Origin of the sequence: Limosilactobacillus balticus (assembly GCF_014145615.1) — a bacterium.
Taxonomy (GTDB): domain Bacteria; phylum Bacillota; class Bacilli; order Lactobacillales; family Lactobacillaceae; genus Limosilactobacillus; species Limosilactobacillus balticus.
In genome coordinates this window covers 1-237 of sequence record NZ_JACIVH010000044.1, presented here as the reverse complement: position 1 = coordinate 237, position 237 = coordinate 1, and the positions used below count along the sequence as shown (strand labels likewise).

1 protein-coding gene is annotated in these 237 nt (G+C 37.6%); it reads right to left on the bottom strand.

Going from position 1 to position 237, the window contains the following annotated elements; all coding sequences use genetic code 11:
- Positions 1-25: 25 nt before the first annotated feature.
- Positions 26-237, bottom strand: a 212-nt coding sequence (locus H5S10_RS02790) for a transposase (RefSeq protein ID WP_182588640.1), incomplete at its 5' end; no start/stop codon positions are given.

The window sequence follows — 237 nt, the reverse complement described above, 5'->3', positions numbered from 1 at the left end:
CGCTTTAAGCGGTGTTTGTACTACCTCACTTACCCTTAAAAGGGTCCGAATATTCCACACTTGTTAGCTTATCCATTGCTATATCATGTTTCTCTTGATCTCGGATATACTTCTTTATTGTGGATTCATTTAATCCAACTGTACTCACATAGTAGCCTTCAGCCCAAAAATGTCGGTTCCCATATTTGTATTTTAAGTTTGCATGTCGGTCAAACATCATTAATGCACTTTTCCCTT